The 14,357-nt window shown below is 31.5% G+C and carries 11 protein-coding genes and 1 pseudogene; all 12 read right to left on the bottom strand.

Annotation, left to right across the window (positions count from 1 at the left end):
- Positions 1-7: 7 nt before the first annotated feature.
- Positions 8-565 (bottom strand): chorismate pyruvate-lyase family protein, encoded by a 558-nt coding sequence (locus HGI79_RS08735; protein ID WP_185650334.1) that lies wholly within the window; start codon positions 563-565, stop codon positions 8-10.
- 505 nt (positions 566-1,070) lie between these two features.
- On the bottom strand, positions 1,071-4,178 hold the full coding sequence (locus HGI79_RS08730) for an efflux RND transporter permease subunit (RefSeq protein ID WP_185650333.1): 3,108 nt from the start codon (positions 4,176-4,178) through the stop codon (positions 1,071-1,073).
- Positions 4,171-5,406 carry an efflux RND transporter periplasmic adaptor subunit gene (locus HGI79_RS08725; protein WP_207725744.1) on the bottom strand — a complete coding sequence of 412 codons (1,236 nt, stop codon included), beginning with the start codon at positions 5,404-5,406 and terminating at the stop codon, positions 4,171-4,173. Before HGI79_RS08725 ends, HGI79_RS08730 begins: the two co-directional genes overlap by 8 nt.
- Before the next feature lie 892 nt (positions 5,407-6,298).
- Complete coding sequence (locus HGI79_RS08720) at positions 6,299-6,862, bottom strand: TetR/AcrR family transcriptional regulator (RefSeq protein WP_185650332.1); 564 nt, start codon at positions 6,860-6,862, stop codon at positions 6,299-6,301.
- Between the two features lie 858 nt (positions 6,863-7,720).
- Positions 7,721-7,909 (bottom strand): hypothetical protein, encoded by a 189-nt coding sequence (locus tag HGI79_RS08715; protein WP_185650376.1) that lies wholly within the window; start codon positions 7,907-7,909, stop codon positions 7,721-7,723.
- Positions 7,910-8,282: 373 nt separating this feature from the next.
- Positions 8,283-8,375, bottom strand: a complete 93-nt coding sequence (locus tag HGI79_RS23665; RefSeq protein WP_395939532.1) for a hypothetical protein — start codon at positions 8,373-8,375, stop codon at positions 8,283-8,285.
- Positions 8,376-8,395: 20 nt separating this feature from the next.
- On the bottom strand, positions 8,396-8,947 hold the full coding sequence (locus HGI79_RS08710) for an ATP-binding protein (protein ID WP_395939529.1): 552 nt from the start codon (positions 8,945-8,947) through the stop codon (positions 8,396-8,398).
- 17 nt (positions 8,948-8,964) lie between these two features.
- Positions 8,965-9,664 (bottom strand): annotated as a pseudogene (locus HGI79_RS08705) (response regulator).
- 440 nt (positions 9,665-10,104) lie between these two features.
- On the bottom strand, positions 10,105-10,941 hold the full coding sequence (locus HGI79_RS08700) for a xanthine dehydrogenase family protein subunit M (RefSeq protein WP_185650331.1): 837 nt from the start codon (positions 10,939-10,941) through the stop codon (positions 10,105-10,107).
- The gene (locus HGI79_RS08695) at positions 10,935-11,411 is read right to left on the bottom strand and encodes a (2Fe-2S)-binding protein (protein WP_185650330.1); all 477 of its coding nucleotides are present in this window, start codon (positions 11,409-11,411) and stop codon (positions 10,935-10,937) included. Before HGI79_RS08695 ends, HGI79_RS08700 begins: the two co-directional genes overlap by 7 nt.
- Entirely contained in the window at positions 11,395-13,539 is a 2,145-nt protein-coding gene (locus HGI79_RS08690) for a xanthine dehydrogenase family protein molybdopterin-binding subunit (protein WP_185650329.1), read from the bottom strand. Before HGI79_RS08690 ends, HGI79_RS08695 begins: the two co-directional genes overlap by 17 nt.
- A gap of 104 nt (positions 13,540-13,643) precedes the next feature.
- Positions 13,644-14,204, bottom strand: a complete 561-nt coding sequence (locus HGI79_RS08685) for an NTP transferase domain-containing protein (RefSeq protein WP_185650328.1) — start codon at positions 14,202-14,204, stop codon at positions 13,644-13,646.
- Between the last annotated feature and the right edge of the window lie 153 nt (positions 14,205-14,357).

The raw sequence follows: 14,357 nt of genomic DNA, 5'->3' as shown, positions 1-14,357 counted from the left end.
TTCTTATCTATTTAAAATTTGTTTCCATCATTGGGAATTTTTCCGTTATAATGGTAATAGGTATGTTATCAGAATAAACAATGTAAGTCCTGTCATATAATATTTCGTCCTTCTTAATCTGAAAACCCTCGGCAAGATCCCCCACTACACTAACTGTATAACTAATAAATTCCTTATAAAGTGGAATTTTATACCTATTCCATATGTATCCAATAGGTGTTTGTGATTTAACTAATTCGTCACGAAAATTCGGCGAAAGTTTATCAATAGCAACATAAGAAGTGGCATAAACATAATTCCTTTTTGATGTTTTTCCCTGAAGAAAAACGTCCCGCTTTAGAAGCATTTCTTCATCACATAAATTTAGCCTTAATTTCACACTATCACTAACTTCAGAGGCTTTAACAAGTGATTCGAAAATTTTGAAAACTTCAACTTTTTCAAAAAAAAGTGTTTCAAGAGTTGTAGTCAATGTGCCGTTAGTGCTTAACATTAATCTAGTACCTACATTCAAAGAAGATAAGTCTATATCGCCCAGTTTCATTTTTTCAATCTCGAGTAACATTTTTTCCCTCCAAATAATAAAATAACCAACAGAGTAAATTGTGCAATTAGATATTTATATTTTATACAATTACATGCTGTAGTTAAACCTAGCAACAATTAGCATGTACACAATTAATGCTTTGTAAAACAACAAATATGAAATCACCTCAATAAACATTCAACTAACATTTAGTGAATCTGATAAATTTGAAGATTTAGCTTCTTTTCAAAATATCAAACTTATATGTTTTTCGTAATTAATTGTAATATTTTGCATAAATATTGTACTTTTTCTTGATTCCCTATTTTTTTAACTTATATACATATCTTACAACTTTATTTATTTTTTGTCAACATTTTCATATTATTCAATTATATTATATATATGTAATATAATTGAATAATATTATATATACACTCTACAAATAAACTTAGTTCGTACAGCAACATTAGCTATCCAGTATAGCTCACACAGATAACATTATGAATATAATTCCATACATCCACCTGCAAATAAAATATAATTATTCGATTAAATTTGTATTCAAATTACTTTCTTCAACATTTTTATTCTTTTTCTTCATTTGATAGTTTGCCAAGGCAGTATATAATGCAGGTACTACTACCAATGTAAGAATAGTTGAGAAAAGCAATCCAAAAATTATAGTGATAGCAAGTGGACTAAATAGTACATCTCCTGATAGAGCTAAAGATAGAAGTCCAGCAATAGCGGTAGCTGCTGTTAAAATTACAGGTCTTAATCTTGCTTCTCCAGCATTTATAACAGCTTGATGTAATCCTACACCCCTATGACGTTCATTTTCGATAAACTCCAGAAGTACTATTCCATTACGTACAACAATTCCTATAAGAGAAACTGCTCCCATCATAGACATAAATCCAAGAGGTTTTTGGGTTATAAAAAGTCCTAAAAAGCTTCCCGCAAAAGCTAAAAATATAGTACTCATTATCAAGATCGGATAAGCTAGTGAGTAAAACTGTATTGTTATAATTAAAACAATAAGAAATATTGCAATAATCATCAATTCTCCCATATTCGAAAAAATATCTGTTTGCTCTGAGGTTTCTCCACCCTCTTCCCATCTATAACCTTCTGGAAATTTTATGTTTTGGACATAAACTTTAGCCTCATCCATAACATCTGTTGCTGTACGATTTTTTACTTTAGCTGTAACCGTAACTACCCTTGATAAGTTTCGATGCGGAATTTGGTTAATTGAAAATGTAGGCCTAATTTGTGCAATTTGTGACAATGGAATCTGTTGCCCAAGGGCATTTGTTACTGATAATTGTTGAAATGTAAGAATAGGATTTTGCTCTGATTTTTCTACAAACATTTTGATATCAATCATATTTTTACCATCATCAAATTGACTTACCTTAGTTCCTTCACTTACAAGACGAATAGCGCTAGATAAATCTTTATAACTTACTAGTTTTTTATCCATCAAACCTTTATCTACTTGGAACTCTAATGTATAATTTGCAATCCCCATATCGTCCGCCACATCATAGGTACCAGAGATTGTAGCTAGTTTATCTTTCAACTGTTGGGAAAGCTTTCTAAGAGTATCAATATCCTGTCCATAAATACGTATAGAAACTGGATCCCCAACCGGAGGACCTTCTTTTAACTGCTCTGGCACTACTCTTGCTTCAGGGAAAAGTGTTTTAAATTTTTCTGCCCATTCTTTGGTTACCTTTGCTGTAGTAGTTTTATTTTTATCAACTCTAACTACAATCTGCCCTAATTCTGTTGTATTTCCACTTCCACCATTGTCATCGCTATTAAACATTTTAGGAGCACTTTGACCAGCATATGCAGAAACTAAAGTAATATTAGGTTGCTTTGAAATCCAATCAGATACTTTCTTAACAACTGTGTTAGTTTCCTTAATACTACTTCCTGCCGATGTAGATATATTTACGAGCATCTCAGCACGGTCCGAATTTGGAAAAAGTTCTATCGGCGTAACTAAAGCAAGGCTATAAGATAAAATGCTAATTGTCATGGCAATAAAAGCTACTTTTAAGGGTCTTTTTAAAATCTTAGGCATTAGTACATTTCCATACCATTTTGATAATTGCACTAAATATTTCCCCAATAACCCAGGTGGTTTTGTATAAACGGAAACATCCTTAGGATGACGTTTTTCATACCATTCACGAAATATAGGTATAATAGATAGGGACATAATCATAGAAGCTGCCATTGTTAGCGTAATAATTATAGGTATAGGGTGAATAAATTTACCAGCATCCCCATCCAGAAATGCTAGTGGCCCAAAGGAACACATTGTCGCTAATGTAGCACTTAGAATAGAATAAAATACTTCATTACATCCATTTACTGCAGCGTCTGTAGGAGGCTCTCCAAGTACCGAAAGTCTTCTTTCTATGTTATCATTTACTACCACTGCGTCATCTACTAAAATTCCAAGAACTATAATTAAAGCGAGGATAGATATTTCATTCAACGTAATATTAAACTGAGGTGCAAAAGTTAACCCTACTCCAAGGGAAATAGGAATTGCTAATGCAATAATAAAAGATGTAATGAGATTTAACCCTAAGGAACATACTAGTAAAACAGAAAGAATAGCTATACAAGTTTCTTTTCCTAAATGTGTAAAAAGTTCATCGATACGTTCATTTTGAGAATAAACATTTTCAACCTTTGACCAAGCTGGTAGAGACTTTTTCAATGAATTCTCCACAGCATCTACCCTTTTTTGTAATGAAGGAATATCAGTACCTACCTCTGCATTGATACTAATCGTAATACAAGGTTTCCCATTATGATAAGCATAGCTTTTTACTTTTTCTGTTGACATGAATATTTTACCTATATCTTTAATATAAATAGGAAATCCATCTTTAGAATTTTTAATAATAACTTTATTTAGCTCATCTACATTACGATTTTCTGGAAGGCTAAGTTGAAATGACCTTCCATCGTTATCAAAATTCCCCAAGGGAACTCTTTCATTTTCTGACTGTACTGCATTCATAACCTCTTCCTGGGAAATTCCATACTCTTTTAACTTTTGAGCACTAACCTCTAAAGTTACCTCTTGGTTAGGTAACCCATCAATGGTTACATCAGCTACTTTAGGAATAGTTCTAAGTTGGTCTTTCCAGTTCTTTACTAAATCTCGAAGTGAATAAAGCTGTTCCTGAGTTTCAGCAGTAATATTTATACTCTGAACAAAACTTCTCTCTAAGTCGTCGTTGACTACAGGAACCTCCGTGTCTTTTGGTAAATCTTTTTCTGCATCTTTTACCTTATTCCTAAGTTTATTCCATACATCTTTTGTATCTACTTTATCCTGAGCTTCCACTGTTATAGAAGAAACGCCTAACGTAGAATGAGATGTAATAGTTTTTATCCCTGATATACCCTTTATATTTTCTTCAATCTTTTTTGTAACGGTTTGTTCAATTTTTTCAGGAGACGCTCCAGGTAAAACTGTAATTATAGTAGCTAGATTAACAGAAACATCCGGTGATTCTTGTTTCGGCATATTAAGAAAATTTACAAACCCCGCAAAAACAACCATTACAAAAAAAACTATGGTTATCTTTCTCCTTCTTACCAAGTACTTAATCATTTTTGTCTCCTCCAACCGCTTTAATGGAATCATTATTAAATAATCGGTCTGCACCTTTAACTACTAATGTATCCCCTTCTTTAAGTCCAGATGTAATTTGAAATTTGTTATTAAACATGGTTCCAACTCTCACCTCAGTCTTTACAGCCTTACCCCCTGATGCTAAAAACACATAGCATTTTCCATCTCCTGTATTTATTACTGATTCCACAGGAACAAAGAGCCCTTCTTCTCCTTCTACTTCGTGTAAACAATTCACAACTTGGCCTTGTACCCAATCATGATTTGGATTTTGCACACTTACCTCAACACCTATAGTTCCAGTGGATTCATTGGTAGAAGGGAAAATCTTAGTTACAATCCCTTGTTTAGAGGTATCATTTAGCTTTAAGTTCACCTTATCCCCTAGTTTCCATAAAGATATATCACGATCTGGTACTGGTAAAGTAACCTTCAACATATCTAAATTCCCAATTTTATAAATAGACGTTCCAGCCTGTACTAACTGCCCCTGTGACTGATCTTTTTCTATAACAATACCATTTATAGGAGCCTTTAATTCTGTTTTTTCCAAAGTTAAGGCTGCTTGTTGTTTAGAAGAAAGTTCTGCATCGTACTGGGCTACAGCCTGATCTATAACCTCCTGTCTTGATCCATCCAACATCATAGCGTAACCTTGCTTTGCATACTCTAAATTTTTTTCACTAGTAATCGCTTGATTTTGAGCATTTTCATAATCATTTTTTGAAATAGCACCAGATTTAAAAAGCAATTCAGCGTTTTGTAAATCTTTTGCAGCTTTTTCATAAACGGCAGTAAGACTCTCTACATTAGCTTTTTGTTGTGCAATTTCTTGGGGCCGTGAACCGTTTCTTACTTGGTTTAAACTAGCTTGGGCTTGCATTACACTAGCATCAGCCTGATTAAGCTTCTCCATATACTCCTTTTTATCTAAAGTAGCTAAAGTTTCACCAACTTTTACTGTATCTCCTTCTTTTTTATTTAAAGAAAGAATTACTCCATTTACTTCGAAAGAGATGGTAGCTTCATCTGCCGCTTTTAAACTTCCTGATATTTCAGATAAGTTCACCATTTTCTCCTTCTTTATAGTTGCAATTTGTACTTCTTTTACACTTCCCGTCGCATCTTTCTTTTCCGAACCACAAGCAGTACCAATCATACCTACCAATGAAATAGTTAAAATAATAATCATTTTTCTAATTTTCATTTTAATTTTCCTCTCTTATTTATTAGTTACTTGTCAAATATCACAAGTGTTAACTCTTTCAACCTTTTATCCATAAGAAATTTTAGCAGTGAATTTTAACCTTCACCTGTTTTTTTGATAACTACAAATCATGTAAGTAATTAATATTACTTGCTACCATTATATTGGTTTCATACTCCATATTTTCCAATGTAAAAATTAAATGGATAACCCAACCCCACGAATTAAATGCATTGAGAAAAATATATCTATATAATGAAAGCTGTTGAATTGTTAAAGACCGAGGTTTATAAGCCTATGTGAAACATTTTAAAATACGCACTTTATATCTAACTTTTGATCTATATCTTCCTTTGGCATATCTCCCCTCCTATTCACTTAGGTATTGTCAAAAGTTTCAAAGTAACTTTTCTTTTAACCTTTTTGATTTAAACATTTTTTATATGAATAACTTTCTCCCCAAAACTTTTTAGATAAATTATCGACTTGCGAAGTTATAATTACCAATAAAAAGAAAGGATCAAGCTATAAGCATGATTAATGAGCTTCTTGTTAAGTACATCATTTTACTTAAATGTAGTACTCCACGCCTTAGAATCTATTATATTTACTACGTAAACTATCATATGTCTTCAAGACAAGCAACCTTAATAATTAATGTAGTTATAGGACAAAACCCATGGTTTCAATAATTCAGATGATTCCTTGACTTGTGTAATATTGTTTGTGACATATTTCAATTTTCTAAGAACCCATTTAACACTTAATAATAAAGTACTAGTTCAAATACCTGAACTTGAAACCCTAAGGACTATGCCACCTCGTTAGTACAAGCTATTTTATATACACCTTATAATAAAGAACTATCGTTCCTTATTATGAGAAAAAATTTTCACATGAATTGCTCCATGCCTTTCATGTGATAGTTAACTAAGGTACTAATGCTATTTTCAAGCCAATCTTCACCTTTGTAATTTTCAGCTAGTTCAATTATTCCTTCAATAAAGTTTTTAGCTAATATAGTTAAAATTAACGGATCTTTTATTAAGTCTTTATTTACTTGCATTTCCATATGATTATTAAGAATACTAACTATTTGCTGCTTAAATCCCCCATATTTTGTTCCTTCACTTCTGTTACATATAATAACAAATCTTTTTCGATCAGTTATCATAATTTTTCTAATTAAACTACTGATGACAACATCCATTCTTTTATCATTGTCATCATGCCTGAAAAATGTTTCAACACAATTTATGCAATATTTATAGAATCCATCGGTTATTTCATAAAAAATAGCTTCTTTATTTTTATAGTATAAATACAAATTACTAACACTTATGCCTACTTCACTAGCAATACTTCGGGTAGTAGTATCCCTAAATCCTTTTTGGTAAAATATATTTTCTGCAACATCTAATATTTTGTTTTTAATCTCTTCCTTCAAAACTTGCATAATAAAGAACCTCCGTTCTTTATTATTATATTACTGAGATCCTTTTATGTCAAGATAGTTATTTTTTGTGCTTGCCTTGCTTCCACAGAGGTTCTCCTATAGCATCATGAGCAAGAGATAAAGCTTAGAGAACTTGCCTACAAGTGGAACAGGGTATTACCTCTATATCGCAAATTATTTTGTTTACCTATAAAAATCTTTTAAACTGTTGATGTTTCTTTCCTTAGAGATATTGTTTATATGATTTTTATATCCGCCAGTATCCTTCTATTCAATAATTTTTATAAATAAATCAGGTTATAGCTGAGCCTCACCCATGATAAACTGAATGAGCTTAATAATAAAATGTGTCTTAAACAGAGGCTTATTTCTTATGCTCTTATATCTATTTCCATCGCTCTTTACGAGTTAAAAATACTATTGGTGGAATATTTGTCAAGGACAACTGTGGTAATTTGTAATATATTTAAAATTATTATTAGTATAGTATTTTATTAAGTTTTCAAAGATTAAAAATCCTCTTATTTCACAGTTAAAGTTTCATACTCAAAAAATTCTTCATACGTTTCCCAGTCAGTCCTTTCTATCTGTTTTCGATATAATTCAATTCTAGTTCTAAAGATTTTCTGCTAATCTTTAAATTGCCTAAACACCGTTTGTCTAACTAATTTCTTAAATTTATAAAGTATGGAATAAGCATATTTAGACCTGTTAACTAAAGCGATAACTATTTATAAACATGATACATGCATTTAATGGATTTAGTGTGTCTCTCTATTGGATTACTTTATCCAAAGCATAAAACTGGTGTAGATGCAGCATTTACATTAATGTTATAAAAATTGCCAATATGCTAGCTTATGTATCTACGTTATCTGAAGTTGTCCAATTGGATGTAGCTACTTGAGCTGCTGTTTGATATCTGTCAGAACCACTGGTTCTTGTTACTTGTCCAGATGCTATTTTAACAACTTTCGAACTTACAGCAGTTGCTAAAGTTGTTAAAGTCACTGAAAGCATAAAGGCTAATATTTTTCTATTGTTCATTATTTTACCTCCTAAAAATTGATTTACATAAAATAAAAAAACTAAGAATCCTTTAAGGTTAAAGGAGAATCTTAGCCTCTAGTTTTCTAGTTAGCTATAAATATGTCATAAATCAACCGTAAAAAATAATTACAAGCATTCTTATAGATTTACTATTTTTTACTTATTTTAAATAATTTTTATTGCATGTCAATAAAAAAACAGAATATTATATATATTATGTGTGGATTTAATGAGAATTTATTAATAATTTATGAACCGAATAAAACTATTGTGAATAAATTTTCATCTGCATTAGGTAAGTACAAAAAATAATAAAGTAATGAACATATTATAAAAACCTAATATATTCATTACTTTCTTTAAATATTCTTCAGTTATCTTTTTTCGGTAATAAAACTATAAATTCTGTTCCTTTATCTAAATTATTTTGTACTGTTATTTTCCCTTTATGGGAATCTACAATAGCTTTTGCTATTGCTAATCCTATTCCAGCCCCCCTGTTAACCGGTCTCTTGACTTATCTGCACGATAAAACCTTTCGAAAATAAATGGTAAATCTTCATCGGAAATGCCACATCCTGTGTCTTTTACACTTATTTTTACCATATCCTCTATTTCTTTTCTCGTATGATGAATTGTATATGATTTTATTTCATATTTACCATCCCAATCATGGTAATATTTATTCATATTTTTCATCATACGATCTAACATCTGTTTACACAGTCCATTATTATGAACAGCTGCATCCCATACTACTTTACCTGAAGTATCACTTACTTTAACAATCATACCCTGTTCGATGGCATTAACTCCTATATTCTCAATAGCAGTATAGTTCCATATTCCGTTATCACTATACTGTTTGCCTATTAAATCAGTTATTTCTTTGTTTTTGCGCTCTTGATTACGTATAGTGTACACTCTAAACTGTTTTTCAACAAGTACATTTGTCATAATATTTATTATTAATATACAAATAAGTGCAACCAGTGCATAAGACAGTGATAACCTTGTTTTTAGACTGCTTTTCATATAAAAGAATCCCCTCTCTAAACGCCACCAAACTTGTAGCCTACACCACGTATAGTTAAAATATATAATGGAGCTTTAGGATCATCTTCTATTTTTTGCCTTAAGTTTTTCACATGAGAATCAATGGTCCTATCATAGCCATCAAACTTTTCTCCTAAAACAATAGAAATTAACTCTGCCCTTGTAAAAACCTTCGTAGGATACTTGACTATTATTTTAAGAATATTGTATTCAATAGGCGTAAGGTTAACTATGTTACCTCTTTTTTAACTTAATAATTAAATCATTAATTATTAAATCACCATTGTTAAATGAACTTAAATTAGACAGTTCATCTTCCTCATCCTCAGCTCTTCTAAACAGTGCTTTTACTCTAGCTACAAGTTGTCTCGGACTAAAGGGCTTTGTAATATAATCATCTGCTCCTATGTCAAGACCCTTGAGTATATCATCTTCTTCTGTTTTTGCTGTAAGCATTATAATAGGGACCTTTGACCTAGCTCTTAAAATTTTACATAGCTCTTCACCAGAGATATCTGGAAGCATCAAATCTAAAATAATAAGGTTAGGATTTATCTTATCAAATAAATTTACAACTTCCTGCCCGTTATATGCAGAGTACACAGAATATCCACTATTTTCAAGATATGATTTCACTACCTCTATAATTTTTACCTCATCATCTACAATAAGTATTCTTTTTTCACACTTATACATACTAAAACCCCATTCAAGCTTAATCTTTTATTTATATATAATATCAATCTTCACTTTAAAATCCTTATTTAAATAATATTATAATAAGCTTTCTAGTGCAATGAAGTATTCTTGTCTCTTATTTTATATCACACAATTGTTGCCAAACTACTTTTCAGTTAGCTTTCCTTGTAAATAGCCACAACTTAAATTTAACTTATACGTAGGAATATGCTGCCAAAACTGAAGGCACATTTAAAAACTTTTTTGTCAGTCTTAGTGAAGTGTTTTTAGAAAATCTTAGAGCCTTATATATGTTTGAGCATAGCGAGTTTATATAAGGTTCTTAGATTTTCAAAAACACGAACTTTAGACTGACTAAAAGTTTTTAACGTGCCGAAGTTTGGCAGCATATTCCGGAGTATAAGTTAAATTTCGGGCGTGGTTATCTATACCTAAAACTAAATAGAGTCCAAGAAATCCTTTAACAAATTTATAGATACTTGCTTTCTATATCTTTTATTAGACCTTTGGTCATCTATTGGGTTTATTAACTTGGAATATTCATTTATGATTTCATCTTTAATTAAATCCACATCTTTTATACTTTTTCCAATTAATTTATTTTCTACATCCTTTGATTTCACTATAGTTGCTGCTACCGCTCCAAATGATATTCTTATATCATCAATAATACGATTGTTAAGTTTTGCTAAAGCAATAAATGAAAGCTTAGCAATTGCTGTTGCTTTTCTTGTTCCAACTTTTTTATAAGAATATTTATTAAAATCTACTAAAGATATTTTTATCTCTTTTAAAATTTCATTCTTCTTCATAATGTGTTTTCCAGGTCCTGTTATAAAATCTTTTATAGGTATTATTCTTTCTTCCTCTACACTTTTTACAACCAGTTCTGACTCTAAAGCATATAATAAAGGCAATATATCCGCTGCTGGAGAAGCATTACAAATGTTTCCTCCAATAGTAGCTATATTTCTTATGGCAGGGGATGCTATATCAGCAATTACTTCTTTAAAATAATTTGGTACTAATTTACTTTCTCTAATTTCAGAAAAAGTACAAGCTGCACCTATATATAAGAATTTCTCATCTATATATATTTTTTTTAATTCCTTCAAGTGGCTTATGAATACAGTGCTTTTATCAAAACTAGGTATTAGCCCTGCTGGTCTTTTTCTTCTTACCATAAGATCCGTTCCGCCAGATAAAATTATAGTTTCTTCTTTATTTATTATACTTAAAGCTTCTTCTAAATCTTTAGGTATATGATTTACCATGCAGATTCACCTCTCTTAGCTGCTAGTTTTACAGCTTCGATAATTTTGTCATATCCAGTACATCTACATAGGTTTCCAGATATCCCCTCTCTTATGTCAGCTTCATTTGGTTTTTTATTATTACTTAATAATGCATAGGATGCCATTATCATACCTGGAGTACAAAAACCACATTGTACTGCACCAGCATCCTCATAAGCTTCTTTTAGAATATCAAATTGTTCTGTATCTTTTAAGCCTTCAACTGTAATAACCTTTGCTCCATTTACATTTCCTACTGGAACACAACATGAGTTAACAAGTTTTCCATCTATAATAACAGAACAAGCTCCACACTCACCTTGTCCGCAGCCTTCCTTGGGCGCTATTAATTTAAAATCCTCTCTAAGCACATCTAATAGTCTTTTTACAGGATTTACTTCTATGGTTACTTCTTTATTGTTTAAATTAAAATTAATTTCTACTTTCATCTTCCATTACCTCCATTATAGTTTCAGGAGTTACAGGTATTTGATTTAGTGTACGTCCTATAGCATTTTGTACTGCTATGGCATAAGCTGACGGTGATCCTACTAAAGTAAGCTCTCCTGCACTTTTAGCTCCAAAAGGGCCATAATTATATGGACTGTTAACTAGTTTACTGTAAGTTTTAGGGAAATCTTTAGCTGTTGGTATAACGTAATCTGTATTTGTTCTTTGAAGTAATTGTCCATTTTTAGAATTCATAACCTCCATACCAGCGAAACCAAGTCCTTGAACAACCCCACCTTCTATTTGGCCTTCAATTATTTTTTCGTCTATTGCATTACCAATATCATATACAGCCCATACTCCTTTTACATCTACTTCATAGGTTATAGGATTTACCTCTACTTCTACTACGTTAGCTCCCCAGGAATAAGTATTATAAGCATCTCCTACAAAGTTTTGAGCATCCCAGGAAAATCCTTCTGGATGTTTATAATCCTTTGTAACTTCAAATTCATCACTGCTATCCCAATTATTCTTCATCTCTATAGCAGCATCCTGTAGTAATTTTCCAACGATCATTGTGGTTCTTGACGCTACTGTAGGTCCAGAATTAGGTACTCTATCCGTATCTGGATTAGTATATATAATATTTTCTATTGGAATACATAAAGCATGTGCTACAATTTTTCTTAAACCTGTAGTAACACCTTGACCCATTTCTACATTTGATATAAGTATTTCTACACTACTATTATTATATTTCCTAAGCTTTACTTTTGCCTTTATTATATCTCTTTCTCCATCGCCAGTAAAACCGCCTCCATGAAAAAATACAGAAAGCCCTATTCCCTTAAATGAATTTTCATTTTTATACTGCTCATATTTTTTACTATAATCAGACATTTTATCTATGGTGTCAATAATTTCTGGAAGTAGTATATCTTCTCTAAAAATTCCACCTGTTGATGAATAATCCCCTTTCTTTAAGAGATTCTTCTTTCTAAATTCCAAAGGATTTATATTAAGCTGTTTTGCTATATACTCCATATGCATTTCAACTGCAAAGAAGGATTGAGGTGCTCCAAAACCCCTGTAGGCTCCACTTACTATATTATTAGTAGCAAAAGCTCTTCCTCTAACCTTTACATTTTCTACATCGTATACTCCTACAGCAGCAAATATAGATCTTTGAAGCACTATATTTGTTATTCCTGAGTAGGCTCCTGCATCAAATTTCACATCTGCTTCTACACCAATTATTTTATTATCCTTATCTAAATAAGTTCTTAATTTTATATGAGATGGATGTCTCTTGGTTGTACATTGTATATCCTCATCTCTATCAAAGATAAGTTTCACTGTTTTCTCAGTTTTTAACGCCGCTACAGCTACCTGTCCACCAAGAAGTGAAGGATATTCTTCTTTTCCTCCAAAGCCACCACCTGTGTTACTTTGAATTATTTGCACTTTGCTTTCATCAAAACCTAAAGCTTCTACTACAGCATCCTTAACATAATAAGGACATTGCATAGAACCTATAACTTTAACACGTCCATTTTCAAAAGACCCTACCATACCTTGAGATTCTAAGTATATATGCTCTTGATACCCTGTCTTATACTCTCTCTCAAATACATGTGCAGCTTTAGCTTTAGCAGCTTCAATATCCCCTTTTGAATACTTATAATCTGCAAAGCAGTTATCTTTACCATATATAAGTTCTTTACACTGTTCAGCCTCCTCCATGGTAAAGACAGCCTTTAACTCCTCATAATTTACTTTAATTTTTGAAACTATTTCTTCTACTTTTTCTTTTTCTGGCCCTACAATTAGAAGAATTGGTTCACCAATATAATTTACAACATCTTCTGCAAAAAACGGTTGATCATAAATAATTATCCTTACTTTATTTCTTCCAGGCACATCGCTTTTATCTACTATATAATAATTATCTGGTATATCAGGCAAATCAATTGAAACTATCCTAGCTCTAGGTTTTGTAGATCTTAAAGTCTTAGCATAAAGTGCGTCCTGAAAATCCATATCAGCTAAATACTGAGTAGTTCCACTAATCTTTTCTGCCACATCCATTCTTTTAACCGGCTTACTTATTTCCTCAATAAGCATAAACATCACCCCTCTAACTAATTTACTAAGTTTTCTCGATAAACTACTTATAAACTTACTTTACACATACCTGGCCGAAAGTTCGGTTTTAAGTTTATTTATCTTCACAAATTTAATAACTTTCTATAATCCTCCATTGTATCTATATCCATTAAGATACCCTTATCAGGAACATCTACAGTTTTAAAACCTTTTGAGTTTATAAAATCCTTCATACTTTCAAAGCTATGATTTTCTAAAAGTTCTTTTGCTAATACAGTTTTCATCAATACTGGGTGGCCTTTTCTTCCTTGGAAAGTTGGAATAGTAATATCTCCCTGTACTTTTAGAAGAGATTTATAAGTTTCACTATTAATGATAGGATAATCTCCCGGAGTAAAGAAAAACTTATCTCCTCTTAGACTACTTATTCCCTTCTTCACAGAACTTAACATACCTTCAACGTAGTTTTCATTAAAAACCACATATACGTCTTCATAGTCCTTTAAAATATTTTCTATTATTTCTATCTTATATCCGCCTATAACATAAACCCGTGAACAACATCTCTTCATGTTACCAACACAATTTTCAATTACAGTTTTTCCATTAAAGTCTAAGGCCATCTTAAATGTACCTGCTCTAGAAGAAAAACCTGCTGCTAACACAATTCCTTCCACTTCCACGTTAACCACCACCTATACAAAAAGCTGTATATGTACAGCTCATTAATAAAATACTACAGTATAGGGTTTCTTGCTGGAAACTTAACTTATACGTAGGAATATGTTGCCAAAACTGAAGCACATTTAAAAACTTTTTTATCAGTCTTAGTGAAG

The sequence above is a fragment of the Clostridium sp. DJ247 genome (assembly GCF_014231265.1).
Note: the sequence above shows the minus strand (reverse complement) of the source record. Positions and strands in the feature narration are given on the sequence as shown.

Coding starts and splice junctions, on each gene's coding strand:
- HGI79_RS08690 (WP_185650329.1), bottom strand. CDS start 13,539: ATGCTTATTGAGGAAATAAGTAAGCCGGTTAAAAGAATGGATGTGGCA.
- HGI79_RS08720 (WP_185650332.1), bottom strand. CDS start 6,862: ATGCAAGTTTTGAAGGAAGAGATTAAAAACAAAATATTAGATGTTGCA.
- HGI79_RS08735 (WP_185650334.1), bottom strand. CDS start 565: ATGTTACTCGAGATTGAAAAAATGAAACTGGGCGATATAGACTTATCT.
- HGI79_RS08725 (WP_207725744.1), bottom strand. CDS start 5,406: ATGAAAATTAGAAAAATGATTATTATTTTAACTATTTCATTGGTAGGT.
- HGI79_RS08730 (WP_185650333.1), bottom strand. CDS start 4,178: ATGATTAAGTACTTGGTAAGAAGGAGAAAGATAACCATAGTTTTTTTT.
- HGI79_RS08715 (WP_185650376.1), bottom strand. CDS start 7,909: ATGAACAATAGAAAAATATTAGCCTTTATGCTTTCAGTGACTTTAACA.
- HGI79_RS08695 (WP_185650330.1), bottom strand. CDS start 11,411: ATGAAAGTAGAAATTAATTTTAATTTAAACAATAAAGAAGTAACCATA.
- HGI79_RS08700 (WP_185650331.1), bottom strand. CDS start 10,941: ATGGTAAATCATATACCTAAAGATTTAGAAGAAGCTTTAAGTATAATA.
- HGI79_RS08710 (WP_395939529.1), bottom strand. CDS start 8,947: ATGAAAAGCAGTCTAAAAACAAGGTTATCACTGTCTTATGCACTGGTT.